The organism is Bradyrhizobium sp. ORS 86, assembly GCF_045571475.1.
Classification (GTDB): Bacteria; Pseudomonadota; Alphaproteobacteria; order Rhizobiales; family Xanthobacteraceae; genus Bradyrhizobium.
Window position 1 is genome coordinate 2974424 of the sequence record NZ_CP120699.1, and the last position, 17030, is coordinate 2991453.

The window sequence follows — 17030 nt, forward strand, 5'->3', positions numbered from 1 at the left end:
CGCCTTCGCCAAGGCTGTCAACGCGGCCCAAGCTGCTATCAACGGGCTTTGTGCTCCTGCGGCAAGCCCATGATCCGCCTGCACAGTTTCTGGACACCGCGGCTGGCAATGTCTAAAAGCGTTCGGCCGGAAATTGACGTTATTTTGCGCCTGGCCGGCCCATTTTCCGATTGGATGAACATGAGCAGCGTCAACGACATCAGGGCGACATTTCTGAATTTCTTCAAGGAAAACGGTCACGAGATCGTGGCGTCGTCGCCGCTGGTTCCGCGCAACGACCCGACCTTGATGTTCACCAATGCCGGCATGGTGCAGTTCAAGAACGTCTTCACCGGTGTCGAGAAGCGGTCCTACCAGCGCGCCACAACCTCGCAGAAATGCGTGCGCGCCGGCGGCAAGCACAACGACCTCGACAACGTCGGCTACACCGCGCGCCATCTCACCTTCTTCGAGATGCTCGGTAACTTCTCGTTCGGCGATTACTTCAAGGAGCGCGCGATCGAGCTTGCCTGGAACCTGATCACTAAGGATTTCGGGCTGAAGAAGGACAAGCTGCTCGTTACCGTCTATCACACCGACGACGAGGCGGCAGGCCATTGGAAGAAGATCGCGGGCTTCTCGGATGACCGCATCATCCGCATCGCGACCTCGGACAATTTCTGGGCGATGGGCGATACCGGCCCGTGCGGTCCGTGCTCCGAGATCTTCATCGATCGCGGTGAGCACATCTGGGGCGGGCCTCCGGGCAGCCCTGAGGAGGACGGCGATCGCTTCCTCGAGTTCTGGAACCTGGTCTTCATGCAGTATGAGCAGGTGACGAAGGACGAGCGCGTGGCGCTGCCGCGTCCCTCGATCGACACCGGCATGGGGCTGGAGCGCATGGCCTGCATCCTGCAGGGCGTCGACAGCGTGTTCGAGACCGACCTGTTCCGCCATCTGATCGATGCCGCCGCGTCCGCGCTCGGGCATGGACCGACCGAGCAGACCGTCGCCTCCTACCGGGTGATCGCCGACCATCTGCGTTCGTCGGCGTTCCTGGTCGCCGACGGCGTGCTGCCGTCGAATGAGGGCCGCGGCTATGTGCTGCGCCGGATCATGCGCCGCGCGATGCGCCATGCGCAGCTCTTGGGCGCGCAGGAGCCGCTGATGCATCGCCTGGTGTGGGCCTTGGTGCGCGAGATGGGCCAGGCCTATCCGGATCTGGTGCGCGCGGAGAGCCTGATCGAAGAGACGCTGCGGTTGGAAGAGACCCGCTTCCGCAAGACGCTGGCGCGGGGACTCTCGATTCTCGACGAGAAGAGCGCGGGGCTGAAGAAGGGTGACATGTTCGACGGCGATACCGCCTTCACCCTCTACGACACCTATGGTTTCCCGCTGGATCTGACACAGGACGCGCTGAAGTCGCGCGGCATCAGCGTCGACCAGGCGGCGTTCGACGATGCGATGAACCGGCAGCGCGAGAAGGCGCGCGCCTCCTGGGCTGGCTCGGGTGAGGCGGCGACCGAGAGCGTTTGGTTTCCGCTGCGCGAGAGGCTCGGCGCGACCGAATTCCTCGGCTACGAGACCGAGAGCGCGGAGGGCGCGGTGATCGCGCTCATTAAGGATGGCACCGAAGTCGACAGCCTCAAGGCGGGCGAGACCGGCGCGATCGTGCTGAACCAGACCCCGTTCTACGCGGAGTCCGGCGGTCAGGTCGGCGACATCGGCGTGCTCACAGGCGAGGGCGTCACCTTCCGTGTCACCGACACGCAGAAGAAGGCCGGCGATCTGTTCGTGCATCTCGGTACCGTGGAGCAAGGCACGCTGAACGTCGGCGCTGCGCTGCAGCTCGAGGTCGACCATATCAGGCGTTCAGCGATCCGCGCCAACCACTCGGCGACGCATCTGTTGCACGAGGCGCTGCGCCAGGTGCTCGGCGACCACATCGCCCAGCGCGGCTCGCTGGTTGCGCCTGACCGGCTGCGCTTCGATTTCGTGCATCCGAAGCCGATCACGGCGGAGGAGCTCGCACGTGTCGAGGACATCGCCAACGACGTCGTGCTGGAGAATGACGAGGTCATCACCCGCATCATGGCCGTCGATGACGCCCGCGAGGCCGGCGCCCGCGCGCTGTTCGGCGAGAAGTATGGCGACGAGGTCCGCGTCGTCTCAATGGGCAAGAGCGCCCGCGAGCATGGCCAGAACGCGCTCGGCTGGTCGGTCGAGCTCTGCGGCGGCACCCATGTGCGCCGTACCGGCGACATCGGCCTGATCTCGGTGACCAGCGAGAGCGCGGTCGCCTCGGGCGTGCGGCGCATCGAGGCGCTGACGGGCCGCCATGCGCGCAGGCACGCCAACGACACCATCGCGCTGGCCAAGACCGCCGCGCTCGAACTGCGCACCACCATCGAGGACGTGCCGGCGCGCATCACGGCGCTGATGGAGGAGCGCAAGAAGCTCGAGCGCGACCTGTCGGATGCCCGCAAGAAGCTCGCGATGGGCGGCGGCGTAGCGTCGAACGGCGCCGGCGGCGTCCGCGAGGTCGGCAACGTCAAGCTGCTGGCGCGTGCGATCGAGGGCGTCGAGACCAAGGACCTCAAGAGCCTGGTTGACGACGGCAAGAAGCAGATCGGCTCCGGCGTGGTTGCGATCGTCGGCGTCACCGAGGACGGCAAGGCCGGCATCGTGGTCGGCGTCACTGCCGATCTCACCTCGCGCTTCAACGCGGTCGAGCTGGTGCGCAAGGGCTCCGAAGCCCTCGGCGGCAAGGGCGGCGGCGGCCGACCCGATATGGCGCAGGCCGGTGGTCCCGACGGCGCCAAGGCGAACGCCGCGCTGACCGCGATCGAGCAGGCGATGGCCGGGGCCTGACAGGCCCGGCCGCGCCTCAGCCTTTCCGCAGGAACACGTAGTCCGCGGTGTAGGGCGCGCTCTTCAGCGCGCCGGCTCGGTCGCAGGCGCCGTTGAGCTGGCCGCCCGACGTATTGATCCGCTGCACGGTGGTGACGCCGGTGAGCACGCCTTCGCCACGGCGGGAAATCACCTCGAGCTTCAGCCAGGGAATATCGGACGCGGTGGCACCCGGCGCATCGCCGGCGGTGCGGGCGGTCACGGCGCTGCCGTCGACATGCTCCCAGTTCGGCCCGGCATAATGCCGGCCGACGGTGCGGCCGTCGGCGATCAGGGTCGCGATCGGCTCGCGGAACGACCAGCCGAGCTTGCCGTCGGTGACCGGCTTGCACTCGTAAACCTGCACGCCCTCGGCGTGGACGGTGAGCACCGCGGTCTCGCCCGGCGCCGCGACGCCGGCGGGAAGGGGATCGGCGGCGAGCGCCGCCGACCCGGTCAGCAACAGCATTGCGAGCGTCGCGCCTTTGAAGAGGGCCATGATAACGCTCGCCGCCAACAGTCCGGAAACGGCAGCCCTCAGGCCGCCATCGCCTTCACGAGGTTGTCGGACACCTTGTCGAGGAATCCGGTGGTCGACAGCCAGCGCTGGTCGGCGCCGACCAGCAGCGCGAGGTCCTTGGTCATATACCCGTCCTCGACGGTGGCGACACAGACCTTCTCCAGAGTCGAGGCGAACTTCGCCAGCTCGGGGTTGTTGTCGAGCTTGGCACGGTGGGCGAGGCCACGGGTCCAGGCGAAGATCGACGCGATCGAGTTGGTCGAGGTCTCCTTGCCCTTCTGATGCTCGCGGTAGTGGCGGGTCACCGTGCCGTGGGCGGCTTCGGCCTCCACCGTCTTGCCGTCGGGGGTGAGCAGCACCGAGGTCATCAGGCCGAGCGAGCCGTAGCCCTGCGCCACGGTGTCAGACTGCACGTCGCCGTCATAGTTCTTGCATGCCCAGACATAGCCGCCGGACCACTTCAGCGCCGAGGCCACCATGTCGTCGATCAGGCGGTGCTCGTAGGTCAGGCCCTTGGCGTCGAATTCCTTCTTGAACTCGCGGTCGAACACGTCCTGGAAGATGTCCTTGAAGCGGCCGTCATAGACCTTCAGAATCGTGTTCTTGGTCGACAGATAGACCGGATAGTTGCGCATCAGACCGTAATTGAACGAGGCGCGGGCGAAGTCGATGATGGAGTCGTCGAGATTGTACATCTCCATCGCGACGCCGGCGCCGGGCGTCTTGAACACTTCCTTCTCGATCACGGTGCCGTCCTCGCCGACGAACTTCAGCGTCAGCGTGCCCTTGCCCGGGAACTTGATATCGGTGGCACGATACTGGTCGCCATAGGCGTGGCGGCCGATGATGATCGGCTTGGTCCAGCCCGGAACCAGGCGCGGCACGTTCTTGCAGATGATAGGCTCGCGGAAGATCACGCCGCCGAGGATATTGCGGATGGTGCCGTTCGGCGACTTCCACATCTCCTTCAGGCCGAATTCCTTCACCCGCGCCTCGTCGGGGGTGATGGTGGCGCACTTGACGCCGACGCCGACCTTCTTGATGGCGTTGGCGGCATCGATCGTCACCTGATCATTGGTGGCGTCGCGGTGTTCCATCCCGAGGTCGTAATAGAGCAGGTCGACATCCAGGAACGGGTTGATCAGCTTGTCCTTGATGTACTGCCAGATGATCCGGGTCATCTCGTCGCCATCGAGTTCGACGACGGGGTTGGACACCTTGATTTTTGCCATGACGGAGAGGCCCTCTTGGGAACAGCGCGCTTTTGACCGCGGGTTGGAATACGCGTGCGCTATAGCACCGCCCGGGGACGGGCGGAAGCGGACCGGTTATGCAGTTTAAGCCCATCTTTTGGCCTAAAATGCTGCCTGCGTGGCGGTGCCCGCGACGACATATCACGTCACGACCAGCCGGTGATCAGCGCGCCCGGCGTCCATCTGCCCCCGGATTCGCTTCTGATCTCGCGCCACGCCGTTAAAGTGGTGTCTCAAGCCCGGCTTTACAGCTTCGCTTTGATTGTGGTTGATAGCCCGTTCGAGGACGAAGGGCGCGTAGGGCGTAGCCCGCGGCGGCGCCGCTGGAATTCCGATTGAGGATTCGCAAACGCCGCTAACCCTGTTATCTCCCTGGAGAAAATGGTCTTGGGTGAAAGCGGTGCGAAGCCGGTCCGCGGCCTCGGCGTAAGGTCTTGAATCAGCCAGTTCGGAAACTGATTCAAAATCTTCAGACGTTGAATCAGAAGGTGAAGTGAGATGTCCGGCACCGACAAGACCAAGGCAGGGCACGACCTCGCCGGTCCCGTCGTCATCCTGATCGAGCCGCAGCTCGGCGAGAACATCGGCATGGCCGCGCGCGCGATGGGCAACTTCGCACTGACCAGGCTTCGTCTCGTCAAGCCGCGTGACGGCTGGCCGAACATCGCCGCCCAGCGCGCCGCCGCCGGCGCCGACCACATCATCGGTAACGTCGAGCTGTTCGAGACCGTCGAGCAGGCGATCGCCGACCTCACGCTCGTGTTCGCGACCACCGCGCGTGCCCACGATCAGGCCAAGCCGGTGGTCGGGCCGGAAGGCGCGGCGCGCGAGATCGTCGGCCATGTCGCCCATGGCGGCGGCGCGGGAATCCTGTTCGGGCGCGAGCGGTCGGGCCTCACCAACGAGGAGGTCGCGCTCGCCAACCGCATCATCACATTCCCGGTCAATCCGGGTTTCGCCTCGCTCAACCTGGCGCAGGCGGTCCTGCTGATGGGCTATGAATGGTTCAAGCTCTCGACCGGGGGCGCGCTGCCGTTCGCGATGCCGGAGCGGTCCGAGCCGGCATCCCAGCACCAGATCCAGGCGTTCTTCGACAATCTGGTCGCCGAGCTCGACAAGGTCGAGTTCCTGCGCCCGGCCGAGAAGCGCGACACCATGCTGGTCAACCTGCGCAACATCTTCACCCGGATGGACCCGACCAAGCAGGACATGCACACGCTGCACGGGGTGGTGATGGCGATCGCCGAGGGGCGCAAGGGCCCGGCCAAGGGCGGTGTGCTCGACGGCGCACAGGCGACCCGGCTGCGCGCGCTGCTCGCCGAGCAGGGGCAGGGCGGCGCGACCGCCGACAACAGCAGCACCGTCCGCGGCCTGGCGCGGCTGCTTCGCCGCAATCCGACCGACGCCGAGCGGATCTTGTGGCAGGCATTGACGCGGGACCGTCGCTTTGCCGGTCAGTTCAAGCGGCAGACCCCGGTCGGCCGCCACATTCCCGATTTCGTCTGCTTCGCGCACCGGACCGCGATCGAGCTGGTCAACCCGAATGAGAGCGAGGCGATCGCCGCCGACCGCGCCAAGCGCCGCGCCTGGCTCGAGGCGCGCGACTACCGTGTCGTCGACATGCAGGTCGTCGATGTCGAGCGCGATCTCGCCGGCGAGCTGGCGCGGCTGGAGGGAAGTGTTCGACAGGGGCGGTGAGCTTTCGCCGCATTCGGCCTGCCTGGTAGGAATGAGTTCGGGGCGCGGCTTTCTCGACACGTCGTCCCTGCGAAAGCAGGGACCCATACTCCGCGGCTTGCGTTGTGATTGGGATTCGTCGTTCCGGCGCCGCGCAACAATCGACATTGGTGGTTATGGGTCCCTGCTTTCGCAGGGACGACACCGAGATTTGTTGCAACGTGCGAGTCATACATCTGCCTTCTCGCGACGTGATGTGTCCGAGCTCTGCACCTCTTTGTCGCGGTACTTGCCTCGTATCAACGCCCAGGCTTGGACGCACCCGCTAGAGGCCCGCCCGAGGAGGCGCGCCGATCTGCTTCAATGATCGGGCGTTGATCAGATCGCCGACACATCCGTCTGGATGTTGTTGGCGTCCTGCAGCACCTTCACGTAGTCGATGTCCATAACCTGGCCGGTCTGATCCATCGGTGTGGTGAAGTTGTAGCAAGCCCAGCCGCCGCCGCAGGCGAGGTTCATGATCACGGACATTGGGCCGCTATCGGAGCCGTCCTGGTTGAAGTTCTTGAACTCGCGGGAGCCGATCGGGTTGCCGTCGATGTAGCAGGTAATCATGCCGGGATTGCCATCGGGCTGATGGTCGACCCAATACAGACTGTAGATGTGGAAGTCGTCGTTGATGAAGCCGTTCGGATCCCCCGAGCCGACATAGTCCCACGGCTTCCACACGCCGCCGTACTGGGTGTCGAGGTACTTGTCCTGGTAGTACCAGCACGGGTCCGCCACATAGTCGTTGTGGATATTGCAGGTGTGGATCATGTTGCCGCTCTCGGTCACGCCGTTATAGGCCGACTCGAGCACGTCGATCTCGTTGGGCCACTGACCTTCGATGAAGGCGTCCTTCAACAGCCACAGCGCCGGGAACATCCCGAGTCCCTTCGGGCAGCGGACCCTCCACTCAACGTAGCCGAACTTGAAGGTCGTGCGCGAGCGGACCATCTGCGACGACATGATTGGATAGGTGTAGTTGTTCGGCGGCGGCGAGGGCACGTGCGCCTCCGCGATCGGTTGCTGCGGGATCGCGGTGAAGCGCAGGCAGCCGTCCACGATCTGATGGTTGTCGTCGTAGCGCTGACACTCGTCGCCATAGTGGTCGAGGGTGCCACCATAGTCGTGATACCGGGTCCACCAGGCGTTGCGGTCGAGCGAGGGCCCGTTGAAGTCGTCACGGAACACGGTCTGGAACACGGTGCCGTCATCCGGCACGAAGCCGGTCACCAACGGGTCGGTGCCGGGGACCGCGGGCTTGAGCGGCACCGGCGCGACGGTCGAAGCGGCGACAGTGAAGTACGCGCCGCCAGAACCGGAGGCGTTGAAGTTCGCGGTGTTGCCGCATGCGGTCCAGTCGCTGTTTTGAACGGTGGTGAAGAATGAATAGAGGCCGGGCTCCGCGTTGGCCGGTAGCGAGAAGTCGCGCTGGACATCGGTCGGCGTGTCGCCGGCGCCCGCGATATTCTGGTTGTAATAGGCCTGCTGCGCCCCGATCAGCGCGTCGCCGAGATAAACGCTCTGCACGATGACGACGTCGGTCGCGGTGTCGCTGGCGGTCGCGCCGATCACGCTGGAGTGCAGCGGGACGGTGGCGCCCGGCTCGAAGGAGTCGCCGACCGGATCGAAGTTGGTCGCATTGAAGGTGGGGGCGGTCATACTTGTCCCTCCTTTGGCGCACTGCGCATCCGTCACCACGCTACGCGCAGGCCGAGATTGCCCCGGATGGTGCGACTGCGGTCGCCATCGATTTCCGTGGTGTAGCCAGCGCTGCCGTAAAGGCTGACGGCCTGGGTCAATCTGGCCGCAACGCCGCCACCGATTTCAAACGAGGTCGTCGCGCGGCCCAGCGTGGGGATGACGTCCACGCTGGCGAATGTGACGTTGTCCGTGGGACCTGAGCCGTACCAGAGATTGGCCTTGAGATAGGGCTGCAACAGGCCGCTTGCGGTTTGCACGTCGCCTTGCAGGCGTGCACCGATGCGGCCGGTAAAGCTGTCGGTGGTGTTGAAGGCGACGGTCGAGAACCGGTCCTGAGTGGCGTCCAGCGACGCATGCTGCCAAATCGCCTGGGCCTGCGGCTCCAAGGTCAGGTGCGGAGCAATTGCGATCGGATATCCACCCTCCAGCGAGGCCGTGACGACATTGCCGTCGGTGTCGGCGCCGACACTGCGAATGGAGCGCGGATCACCGACCATCCAGGTGTTCATCAGCACGGCGTCCACGTACCAGCCACTCGGACCGATATGTGTCCAGTAACCGCCCAGGCTATAGCCGTCGAGCATCAGATCGCCGACCGCGGCCGCGCGCTGGCCGACAGCAAAGCCACGCACGTCACCGTCCGCGCGGCTGTAGCCGAAGAAGAGCCCGGCACGGTCGCGATGTCCGCTTGCCGCTTCCCTCGCAAATAAATCGACGCCAGTCTGCACGCCGGCGACGTAGCCATCGAACTCCGGAGATACCGCGCCGCTCCAGCTTTGCTCGGTCCCCTGACCGAACACACGGCCCCAGCCGGCAGAGACCACGCCGTTGCCGCCGACAAGGAGGCTTTGGTCCCCCTGGCGTTCGTGAAAGGTGCCGAGCATCGCCAAACCCATTTGACGCGCGATGGATGGCACGGCCGAATAGAGTGCCACCTCGGGGCGGTAGAGCGGAATGGGATCGGCACCAGCAGCGACGACTGGCAGCGGCGGTGAGCCCGGTGCCGGAGTCGGCCCGGCCACCACGTTTGAGCGCAGATACCAGTTATCGCCGGTTCCAGCCGTCACGCCACCTTTGAAGAGGAAGTACTCATAAGCTCCGGCGCTCGCACCCCCGGAAAGCGAGAAGGCGCTTGCTGCTGTCGTGCCGCCGTTGACCGCCTGCACGACCATGATGCCGTCGGCGAGCGTTTGCGCGCCTGCGCCGCCGACGTTGGTCACGCTGATTGCTGTGGTCCCTGTCGCTGTGCCGCCCGAGATCACGAGCCGGTCGGACGGCGAGCCGTCGGCAGCCAGAACGGAGTTGAGATGTAGCTGGCCGTTCCCGCCGATATAGTTGCCGGCGACGGTCAAACTATTGCCCACGCCACTGCCTGCGAGATTGGCAATGCCGTTGTTGCGGAGCTCGCCGTTGATGGTGAAGTTGCCGTTCGGCCCGTCTGCGAGACCAGGCAAGGCGTTCGCTGTCGCGATTGTGCCGTTGTTGGTCACCGTGCCCGTCACGCTTCCGTAGCCTCCAAGCATTGCATCGGCGGCGACCGCGACCGGACCGCCGCCTGACAGTGCAGCACCAGGATGAGAGGCGTCGCCGACAATCAGCGTGCCGACCGCAACATTCGTGCCGCCGCTATGCGCATTGTCGCCGTTCAGGGCGAGCATGCCGGAGCCGAGCTTGGTCAGCGCGCCGGTGCCGGTGGTCCCTTGCGTGATGGTGGAGTTGAAACCCTGGACGTCGAGGGTGCCGCCGCCCGCGTTCAGGGCAATCGGACGACTCGCGGCGAGGTCGAAGGCAGAATTGAATTGCAGGGTTCCGCCGTTGAAGGTCAGTCCGCCGGTCGCGGCACCCAGGGCATTGTCGGCGCCGACGGCGACGACGCCTTCGTTCAATCGGGTTCCGCCGGAGTAGGAATTGCCACCGGAGCTGGTCGGCGCCAGCGTCAATGTGCCAGGCCCGGTTTTTTCGACGGCACCTGTTCCCGAAATCAAGCCCGTGTAGGTCCCGTCATCGGTCTGCGCGAAGCGCACGAGCCCGTTGTTGGTTACGGTCGGCGGCAAGCTTTGGGCTCGTGCCTGAAGTGTGCCGGCAGGATCGACGAGGATTGAACCGGTGTAATTCGAGTTGTTGCCGGTCAGAATCAAGGTGCCTTGCTGCACGATGGAAGCCGTCACACCGGTGATGGTGCCGGTCAACGTCCACGTTCCCGGGTCCTCCTTGATGAGGGTTTCGAACCCGGCCATGTTGCCGTGAAGCGAGTCCTGTCCGCTGCCGCTCAGGAAAATCGTATCGTTGCCGGCTCCGCCGTTGAAATCGCCATTCAGGACCGAGCCGGTGGTGAACCGCAATGTGTCATTACCGCCGGCGAGCACGAGATTGCCGTTCACCGTGCCTCGGTTGGTGAAATCGAGCGCGCCATTGCCGGAGCCTCCGATCGCGTTGACGGGGGCCTGAATGAGTCCGGTCTCGGTATTGATGACGGTATTCAAGCCTGTGACGTTCTGAGACCAGATCGCGACGCCGTTGGCGGCGCTGATGGTACCGCTGTTGACGACGGTATTGTCGGTACCGTGAAAATTCACGGCTTCGGCGCTGCCTTGCGTACCGAGCGCGAGGACTTGACCGCCTTGATCGACAGTCAACGTGCCGTTGCTGCCGAACTCGATCGTGTTGCCGCCTGTGCCGTACTGGCCGGGGGCCGATATGGCGGTCGCACTGACCACAGCGTTGTTGCGTACAGTGATAGTCGCACTGTTGCCAAGGCTGATCGCGTTCATATCCCCGACGGCGACCCTGGCGCCGGATTGCACATCGACGCTGGAGCCTGCCGGCGCAGCGGGACCGGCGCCTATTGTGCTCGTCCAGGGATTGGGGGCAGTTGCATTACACGTCGTTGCGATACCGACCGTGACACACGCTGCATCGGCCGGCGCCGCCGACATGCTGACGCTCATGGCCGCAAGCAAGAAGGATATCAGCGTCGTCGCGCTGCGAGGACGTGTGAGCGAAGATTTTGATGATGGAGAACATGACAGCGAAATGACTCTTCTTCTGTCGTAGGTTCGCCGCATACGCAGCCCCGCAGGATCATGGTTGTTGTTTTTCGTTTGACACCCTTGGAGCGAAAACGTGTCAGAAGTGTGCGAGCAGGGCTGGAAAACGCGCATAGCTGATACTCGCGTTTTGCGTGTTCCATATATCAATGCACTCTTGAGTGAATTTGTGATCGCGCCGTCGGGTCGAATTGTCGCAGCGAGTGGCGGACGCTGGCGCGCTTCGCGATGCGGTCATGCCGTCTTCGGGCGCTCCGACTATTCAGCCTGCTCCGGAATTGGCGTGTTGGCGGGCCTCGGCATCGCCGCCTGCTTCAGGCGCACGTCAGGGAGCAAGTGGTAGGGAAGATAGAATGCGTTCGCGATGATCGTCGGGATCACCGCGCTTCCGATCACAGCGGCCACCAGCGCCGAATACTGGCTTTGGTTGATGATCCCGTGCGAGAGACCATAAAGGGACGAAATGGTCCCGAAGGTCAACCCGGTCGACATCAGAAGCGTTGTGTACATCGCTTCCCTCCGCGGAGAGCCGAACAATTTCGTGACAGGCAAGACGCCGGCGATCTTGGTGGACATCTTCACCAGCAGGAAGAACACGAAGGCCGTCGGTGCGGACACCAGCGCCGGGAGCGAGACAAACGATCCGGCGCGGATGAAGTAGAACGGCGTCAGCAATCCAAACGTCAGCGTGCGAAGCCGACGCACCAGCACGTGATCCTTCCCGACCGTGCCCGCCAGCACCATGCCGATCAGATAGGCAGGCAGCACCGCCTCGCTGTCGGCCCAGGTTGCGAGCGCCCCCATGCCGAACAGACAGAGTAGCAGGAATTTGGTTTCGAGCTCCGAGGGGCGATTACCGTAGAGACGGAAGAAGCGCGGCGTGAGCCAAGGCAGAATGGCGAAAACAACGGCGCCGACTCCCAGAAAGACCAGCGTCTTCCAGCTAAAGGGTGCAAAGATGAGACCGAGTGCGACGACGGTGCCGAGGTCGGTCACGAAGCAGGCGGCAAGCACCGTCTTGCCATAGTCCGTGGTATTGAAGCCGAATTCGATCATGACCGCATAGACCACGGCGACCGAGGTCGTCGACATTGCGACGCCGGCGAGCCAGCTCGGCATGATCTCCCATCCAAGGAGATAGCGCGCCGCTGCCGCGCAACCGAGGAACGGAACGAAGAAGCTCACCAGGCCAACTGCGGCCGCCTCCCGCCATTTTTGCCTGAAGATGGTTGGGTCGAGTTCGGCTCCGGCGAGAAACGTCAGCACGATCGCGCCGATGCCTGAGAGAAACTTGATCCAGGATTCGTCGGTACCAAGCACTGATGAGCCAATCATCGCATCGATGACAAGCTGCGCGATCGTGCCGACCACAATTTCTGACAGCGCGGTGGAGATGCGCAGCCAAATCGACAGCAGGCTGGCGAGCAACGCCAAGCCGAGCCACAGCGCCGCGAGTGCCCACATGCTCGTCATGACGGCCTCCGCGCGATGACGTCGCGTGACTTCTGCGGTCTTGTTGCGAAACTCTGGGCAAAGAATGGACGTGCTGAGTGGGGCATGGATCCTCCTGCTCGCGTTGCAGCGTCGCAGGAGTCATCAGCCGGTCCGGCGTTTTTGGGGGACTCCATCCCCGTTATTCGGATAGTAAGCGCGACCGCGACAAACACAAGGGCCGATCGTCCGGGCACCTTCCCGAAACCCGGCCGCTTTTTCGGCTTCGCGGTGCCGCAGAGCCGACAGGGATGGTGCCCTGACAGTCCCGCGTCGCAATATCCAGGAATAGCCCATTTGGGACATGAACCTTGGGCGGGGGTATGTAGACCTATAGATACCGGGATTTTGCAATCACCTTCCTGGGGCTAGAACCAACGCCGCTCGCACGTATTTCAAGCGGGCGGCGTTGTTGTTGTGCGCACGTGGCCGTCATCGCGAGGCGAGGCATCGTCCCGAGACGCGCGTTCTGCCTCCTTGCCACGAGGGTTATCGACGTTTGTGACGCACAACTAATCCAGGAAGGTCACGGGCGTGCCGCGCTTGACGACGGCAGCCAACGCATGCGCATCCCAATTGGTCAATCGCACGCAGCCATGCGAGGCCGCCTTGCTGATCCTGCCGGGATCGGCCGTGCCGTGAATGCCATAGCCCTCGGCAGAAAGATTGATCCACATCGAGCCGACCGGATTGTTCGGACCGGGCCTGATGGTGAAGGGCTTCCTCGATTTGACGCCCTTGAAGCGGTATTTCGGGTTGTAGCGATAGATCGGATTCTTGTTGATCGCCGTCACCTTCAGCGTACCGGTCGGCGTCGGCTTTTCCGCGCTGCCGACCGTCGCGGGATAGAACGCGAGCAGTTGTCCCTTGGCGTCGAACGCCTTGACCGTCTGCCGCGTCTTGTCGACCTCGACACGTGCGACCGGCGTCGAATGTCCGGTTTGGAGAACGTTCGCGACCGCAATGGTTTCGCCGGCCTTGTCGAACTTCTTGCCGGGATTGATCGCCTGAAGCAATGCCTCGCTCATGTGGAATTTCTCGGCGAGCGCTTCACGCGGACTGGTATAGTTCAGAGCCGGCAAGCTCTTCATGTTCTCCATTTTTGCCGGCAGCTTCTTCAGGAACGGTCCTTTCACGTCCGCCTCGGCGATCTCGTAGTTGACGATCGCAGGACCATCGCTGACAGCGGCAAGCTTGTCCCAGAGCTCTGTCGTGACCGCCTTGTCGAAGGACAATCCATTCGCCTCGGCGAAGGCCACAAGCGCCTTCTGTGCATTCTCGCCAAGCTTGCCGTCGATCTCGCCAGGGGAAAAATGCGCGCGATCGAGCAGAATTTCGAGCTTGGCAACGGACGCGTTGATCTGGTCGCGGCTTGGCGGCTTTGCTGGCGGGGCTGCCGCGTCATTGATGGCGGCGGCATCGAGCCGTGCCGCAACCGTCGGCCCGGCCGACACGAGCAGGAGGACAACGGCAAGGGACCGAAACATCGTGCATCCCACGCGTGGATCATTCCGTAAAGCTACGGAGAGCTTCGAAGTTCCATCACGTGTAACCGCGGAGATCCTGCGATGGAACAAGCAAGATCGCAGCTTCGCCCCAATCGACCCGTTAAAAAGTCGTTATCGGAAGTGCATTTGCGCCCAGCTCACAGCACAATCGAGGTCCTCCGTAGCAAATGCGATTCATCGTCGCGGTGCTGGCCGCGTTTCTCGCCTTGATGTTCGATTTCGAACGTTCGCCAAACCCCGTCCCAAGTGACGCCCCAACAACTCAAGCCTCGCCTGTCTCAAGACATTCGGTGTCCGATGCCGTCCCGTTCGCGGCCCTCTTCATTGAGAGCGCGGCTGCCAGCGAGAAGCCGAGTGCGACGGTCGAGAGTGAAGGGCCCGCCGAGAGTCAGCCGCAGCAAGCTGAGCTCAAGCCTCAGGCTTCCGCGATCGATGCGTTCTGTCACGCCCTCAGTCAAGCAGCCGAGGCGAGCGAGATTCCCGTCGCGTTCTTTGCGCGTCTGATTTGGCAGGAGAGCCGCTTCCGCTCGAACGAGGTCAGCCACGCGGGCGCGAAGGGCGTTGCGCAGTTCATGCCGGAGACGGCCGCGGAAGTCGGCCTCGACGATCCCTTCGATCCGTTCAAGGCGTTGCCCGCATCCGCAAAGCTGTTGCGCAAACTGCGCGACGATTTCGGCAATCTCGGTCTTGCGGCTGCCGCCTACAACGCCGGCGCCGGCCGCATCCAGAAGTGGCTCGCCAAGCAGAGCGACTTACCGCGCGAGACCCGCGACTATGTCCGCATGATCACCGGAACCAAGGCGGAGGACTGGATCGAGGATGCCGACAGGCTTGCAATCCGCGTCGACCTGCCACGCGAAGCGCCGTGCGAAGGGGTCGGCGGCTTGTCCAAGGCGAAGGATGTCGCCTTTGTCTCGGCACTGGCCGCGCCCGGCGTGACCACGATCATCCGCAAGGCGGAGTCGGCCGAACTGGCGGCAAGACTTGCGGCCAGCCGCGTGCGCAAGCGGGTCGCGATCCTGCTCAAGAAGGCAACGCCGGAAGCTGCCCGGCTCGGCAAGGGCCGCCGCGTCGTGGTTGCACACACCAAGGCAAAGTCCGCGAAAGGCCGTGCCATTCGCCTGGCTTCACGCGAGCGTTCATCGAGCTGACAGATCGGTAAGCGACCGACGTGTCATGCTCTAAATATGCCGCGGCTTATCTCCGGCGCCGCCGTTTCCTTGGAAACAGGCGGTCGCGGATATAGCGTGAGGTCGGCGTCAGGCGGACTCCCCGGGGCTTCTGCCAGACTGCGCGGTCGATCTCCTTCTTGTCGCCAATGGCGAGCCTGCCCTTGGCGTACTTGGCGATGAAGATCGCGTCGCTCATCTTGCGGCCAGAGCGCTTGTTCCTTGCCTTAACTTCCCTCCAGAGGCTGAGCCTGCCGAGTTTGAGCTTTGGCAGCTCCTCCTTGATCTCGCGCTTGAGACAATCCTTCCCGGATTCGCGAGCGCGTCTGCGGCCGCCGGGGAACATCCACAAACCGTCGGATCGGCGTCGGACCAGAAGAACCTTGCCGCGCTTCGCGGCTACCAGCTTGGATGACTTGGCCATTGCTGCAGTAAATCTAAAAGGAATCGATGACACTTTAACTTGTCTACTCATGTAGACAAGTTCGACGATGCGTTGTTCCACTATCGGTTGACGAACGCGGACGCTACCGGAATTTTACGGCTTTACTCGCGAACGCAGCAGCGCCGCGCAGTGCCGCGCCATGCTGGTCTCCTCGCTGGTCGGGATGACGAGCACGTCGACTCGGCTGTCCGCTGCCGCGATGCGCTGCTGCCCCTTGCCGTTCGCTGAGGCATCCAGGCGCACGCCGAGCCAGGCCAGGCGTTCGCAGACCTGCTGCCTGACCTCGACGGCATGCTCGCCGATGCCGCCGGTGAACACCAGGCCATCGAGCCCGGCGAGCGTGGTCGCCATCACGGCGACCTCGGCCGCGACGCGGAAGGTGAAGAGATCGACGGCTTCGCGTGCGGCGGCCTCCGGGCTCGCAAGCAGCGCGCGCATGTCGGCCGACATGCCGGATATGCCGAGCAGGCCGGACTTTTCATACAGCAAATGCTGCACCTCGTCGGCCGACATCTTCTCTTGCTGCAGCAGATATAGCAGCACGCCCGGGTCGATCGTGCCGCAGCGCGTGCCCATCACGAGACCGTCGAGCGGGGTCAGGCCCATGGTGGTATCGACGCTCTTGCCCCTGTGCAGGGCGCACAGGCTCGCGCCGTTGCCGAGATGCGCCACCACGATGCGCTTCTCGGCCCATTGCGGCGCGATCGCGGCGAGGCGCCCCGCGACATATTCGAAGGACAGGCCGTGGAAGCCGTAGCGGCGGATGCCGCGCGCTTCAAACTGCCGGGGAATCGCAAAGCGGCTTGCCGGTGGCGTCAGGCCGTGATGGAAGGCCGTGTCGAAACAGGCGATCTGCGTCACCTCCGGTTGCAGCGATTGCACGGTGCGGACTGGCGCCAGGCAGCGCGGCTGGTGCAGCGGCGCGAGCGGCGTCAACGCGTCCAGTGCGGCGAGAGTCTGCTCGGTGATGACGACGGGGCCGGCAAAGTCGCGCCCGCCATGGACGATGCGATGGCCGACCGCGGCGAGCCTGCCGCCCGCAAGGTAGTCCTCGATCCAGGCAAATATGTCCGCGAACAGATCGTTGTCCTTTGCAGCGCCGCTCGCACGGCGCTTTTCAAAAAGTGTCTTGCCCGACGCATCGCTCACCACGACGCGCGGAACCTGCTCCTGCTCATCGAGCAGGCCCTTGCACTGAAGCGCCGGCTCCGTCGGCCCGATGTCAAACAGGCCGAACTTGACGCTGGAGGAGCCGGCATTGAGCACTAGGACGCTGTCGGACATCGGTGGTCTCGCTCGCGTT

General features: G+C 63.9%; 12 protein-coding genes and 1 riboswitch. Of the genes, 4 read left to right on the forward strand and 8 right to left on the reverse strand.

The window, feature by feature from the left end:
• The first annotated feature begins 180 nt into the window (after positions 1-180).
• Positions 181-2850, forward strand: coding sequence for an alanine--tRNA ligase (alaS, locus tag P6U25_RS13400; protein WP_407151641.1), 2670 nt, complete (start codon positions 181-183; stop codon positions 2848-2850).
• 16 nt (positions 2851-2866) lie between these two features.
• Here the strand turns inward: alaS and P6U25_RS13405 are convergent, their stop codons facing one another.
• Positions 2867-3367, reverse strand: coding sequence for a DUF3455 domain-containing protein (locus tag P6U25_RS13405; protein ID WP_407151642.1), 501 nt, complete (start codon positions 3365-3367; stop codon positions 2867-2869).
• A gap of 38 nt (positions 3368-3405) precedes the next feature.
• Positions 3406-4620 carry an NADP-dependent isocitrate dehydrogenase gene (locus P6U25_RS13410; protein WP_407151643.1) on the reverse strand — a complete coding sequence of 405 codons (1215 nt, stop codon included), beginning with the start codon at positions 4618-4620 and terminating at the stop codon, positions 3406-3408.
• A 519-nt stretch (positions 4621-5139) separates the two neighbouring features.
• On the opposite strand from P6U25_RS13410, the gene P6U25_RS13415 reads away from it, so the two are divergent.
• Entirely contained in the window at positions 5140-6339 is a 1200-nt protein-coding gene (locus P6U25_RS13415; RefSeq protein WP_407151644.1) for a TrmJ/YjtD family RNA methyltransferase, read from the forward strand.
• Positions 6340-6696: 357 nt separating this feature from the next.
• Here the strand turns inward: P6U25_RS13415 and P6U25_RS13420 are convergent, their stop codons facing one another.
• Together P6U25_RS13420 and P6U25_RS13425 are read right to left on the reverse strand one after the other, a co-directional pair.
• A complete protein-coding gene (locus P6U25_RS13420) occupies positions 6697-8025 on the reverse strand; it encodes a hypothetical protein (protein ID WP_407151645.1) in 1329 nt (442 codons plus the stop codon).
• Between the two features lie 32 nt (positions 8026-8057).
• Complete coding sequence (locus tag P6U25_RS13425) at positions 8058-10784, reverse strand: autotransporter outer membrane beta-barrel domain-containing protein (protein ID WP_407151646.1); 2727 nt, start codon at positions 10782-10784, stop codon at positions 8058-8060.
• On the opposite strand from P6U25_RS13425, the gene P6U25_RS13430 reads away from it, so the two are divergent.
• Positions 10765-11121 carry a hypothetical protein gene (locus P6U25_RS13430; protein ID WP_407151647.1) on the forward strand — a complete coding sequence of 119 codons (357 nt, stop codon included), beginning with the start codon at positions 10765-10767 and terminating at the stop codon, positions 11119-11121. The genes P6U25_RS13425 and P6U25_RS13430 overlap by 20 nt on opposite strands.
• Positions 11122-11372: 251 nt before the next feature.
• Here the strand turns inward: P6U25_RS13430 and P6U25_RS13435 are convergent, their stop codons facing one another.
• Positions 11373-12587, reverse strand: coding sequence for a cation:proton antiporter (locus P6U25_RS13435; protein WP_407151648.1), 1215 nt, complete (start codon positions 12585-12587; stop codon positions 11373-11375).
• A gap of 107 nt (positions 12588-12694) precedes the next feature.
• A riboswitch (Fluoride riboswitch) is annotated at positions 12695-12755 on the reverse strand.
• Positions 12756-13117: 362 nt separating this feature from the next.
• Complete coding sequence (locus tag P6U25_RS13440; RefSeq protein ID WP_407151649.1) at positions 13118-14092, reverse strand: L,D-transpeptidase family protein; 975 nt, start codon at positions 14090-14092, stop codon at positions 13118-13120.
• 188 nt (positions 14093-14280) lie between these two features.
• Between P6U25_RS13440 and P6U25_RS13445 the strand changes: the two genes are divergently transcribed.
• Positions 14281-15264 (forward strand): lytic transglycosylase domain-containing protein, encoded by a 984-nt coding sequence (locus P6U25_RS13445; RefSeq protein ID WP_407151650.1) that lies wholly within the window; start codon positions 14281-14283, stop codon positions 15262-15264.
• Between the two features lie 46 nt (positions 15265-15310).
• Here P6U25_RS13445 and P6U25_RS13450 read toward each other — a convergent pair whose 3' ends face one another.
• Both P6U25_RS13450 and P6U25_RS13455 read right to left on the reverse strand, forming a co-directional pair.
• Positions 15311-15706, reverse strand: coding sequence for an NUDIX hydrolase (locus P6U25_RS13450; protein WP_407152508.1), 396 nt, complete (start codon positions 15704-15706; stop codon positions 15311-15313).
• 114 nt (positions 15707-15820) lie between these two features.
• Positions 15821-17011: an acetate/propionate family kinase gene (locus tag P6U25_RS13455; protein ID WP_407151651.1), complete on the reverse strand. Its 1191-nt coding sequence runs from the start codon at positions 17009-17011 to the stop codon at positions 15821-15823.
• Between the last annotated feature and the right edge of the window lie 19 nt (positions 17012-17030).

Bases quoted from the DNA above. Each gene is read 5' to 3' on its own strand.
- P6U25_RS13405 (WP_407151642.1), bottom strand. From the start codon at position 3,367: ATGGCCCTCTTCAAAGGCGCGACGCTCGCAATGCTGTTGCTGACCGGG.
- P6U25_RS13415 (WP_407151644.1), top strand. From the start codon at position 5,140: ATGTCCGGCACCGACAAGACCAAGGCAGGGCACGACCTCGCCGGTCCC.
- P6U25_RS13440 (WP_407151649.1), bottom strand. From the start codon at position 14,092: ATGTTTCGGTCCCTTGCCGTTGTCCTCCTGCTCGTGTCGGCCGGGCCG.
- P6U25_RS13455 (WP_407151651.1), bottom strand. From the start codon at position 17,011: ATGTCCGACAGCGTCCTAGTGCTCAATGCCGGCTCCTCCAGCGTCAAG.
- P6U25_RS13410 (WP_407151643.1), bottom strand. From the start codon at position 4,620: ATGGCAAAAATCAAGGTGTCCAACCCCGTCGTCGAACTCGATGGCGAC.
- P6U25_RS13435 (WP_407151648.1), bottom strand. From the start codon at position 12,587: ATGACGAGCATGTGGGCACTCGCGGCGCTGTGGCTCGGCTTGGCGTTG.
- P6U25_RS13445 (WP_407151650.1), top strand. From the start codon at position 14,281: ATGCGATTCATCGTCGCGGTGCTGGCCGCGTTTCTCGCCTTGATGTTC.
- alaS (WP_407151641.1), top strand. From the start codon at position 181: ATGAGCAGCGTCAACGACATCAGGGCGACATTTCTGAATTTCTTCAAG.
- P6U25_RS13450 (WP_407152508.1), bottom strand. From the start codon at position 15,706: ATGGCCAAGTCATCCAAGCTGGTAGCCGCGAAGCGCGGCAAGGTTCTT.
- P6U25_RS13430 (WP_407151647.1), top strand. From the start codon at position 10,765: ATGGCGGTCGCACTGACCACAGCGTTGTTGCGTACAGTGATAGTCGCA.
- P6U25_RS13420 (WP_407151645.1), bottom strand. From the start codon at position 8,025: ATGACCGCCCCCACCTTCAATGCGACCAACTTCGATCCGGTCGGCGAC.